Annotated in this window: 1 protein-coding gene; it reads left to right on the plus strand. The window is 37.0% G+C overall.

The genetic code is table 11. From position 1 onward, the window contains the following. Positions 1–337: 337 nt before the first annotated feature. The coding region (locus OU793_RS24475; protein ID WP_274647906.1) for a hypothetical protein at positions 338–1,301 on the plus strand (964 nt) is incomplete at its 3' end.

Consider the following 1,301-nt stretch of genomic DNA (forward strand, 5'->3'; position numbering starts at 1 on the left):
CAGATCGTAGTTTCTTGATTTAGTTCCATCGAATTACGCAACAAAGCCCCCATCAGCTTCTGATGCGACATATTCAACCTTAATTCCAGCAGGAAATGAAATAGAAATCGATATTACCGATTTTGAAGGAAGCTCATTAATTGACGATGTCGATGGGGACTCACTTCAGTTAGTTGCTGCTTACACAACAAATGCCTTTATTGAGCTGTCCGACACTCTTGACGTTAATAATACAAAATTTAAATTTAAAAGTGATACTTTCGGAGAAAAGAAAATTAATTATGTCATATATGACCACAACAAAGACGGGGTAGCATCGGGTGAGCTGACGTTAAACGTGGGGCATACTTTAGGAGGTAAGGTCATATTTACTCAATATGGTTTGGGAAAGTTGTTCGATGGTAATGTACTTGGGGTGTATTCTACCGCGCCAGGGGCCGTATCTTTTTATAAAGAAACGATAGAGCCATACATAACATCTAAAGGACTGACCGTCAGCGATATTTATCCTGCAAACAATTGGGCATTAGCTCTACATTTATCAGACAATAGCTTATTAATTTTTTCCTTAATAGGGACGAACTCCGAATATACTGATCGTTACTGGAAAGTATTTCCTGATTTCAAATCCTTTACCACGGCGCCAGTATATAACAGTAAGCGATCGGGGCTGCCAGCAACAACAACAACAGTTGTAGTACGTGGCGATGGGACATTAGAAGGTTTTTCTTCACCAAACACTCGACATACCAGCGAATTTTATCGAAAAATAGAAGAAGCGATCAACGCTATTTCTGGCGAATACTCTTCTGTAATAATGATAGGTAGCTACAATTTCGTCGCACAAAAAGAAGATAATTCGGTTATTGTTTTCGTATGGAATGGTAGCAAACAAGAATATGAACAATACTCAGTAAAACCATCTAGCGGCGCTATATTATCCACAACGAGCCAAATAGATGATAATACCATAGTAGTACAGAACAGCATGGGAGAATTGATTAAGTTGACAGATACTCCCAATGAAGTGATCGATTATTTAATAACAAATAGAATTTCTATAAAAAAAATATTAACATCCCACCATACCACTGCAATTTTAACTGATAAGAGTGACCTATTTTCCGGATTTAATAGATTGTATGTCATAGATAACTACAAAAATAAATATCAATATGTTGATGATGAGATCATTAACATAAAACTTGGTGGTAGCTTCGCTGCCTATCAAACAGCTTCCGGAAAATTGGACGGATTAAGCTACGAACACAAGATTGCTATAAATAGCACAAGTCCATTAA

The organism is Vibrio sp. VP6, assembly GCF_028823755.1.
Taxonomy (GTDB): Bacteria; Pseudomonadota; Gammaproteobacteria; order Enterobacterales; family Vibrionaceae; genus Vibrio; species Vibrio parahaemolyticus.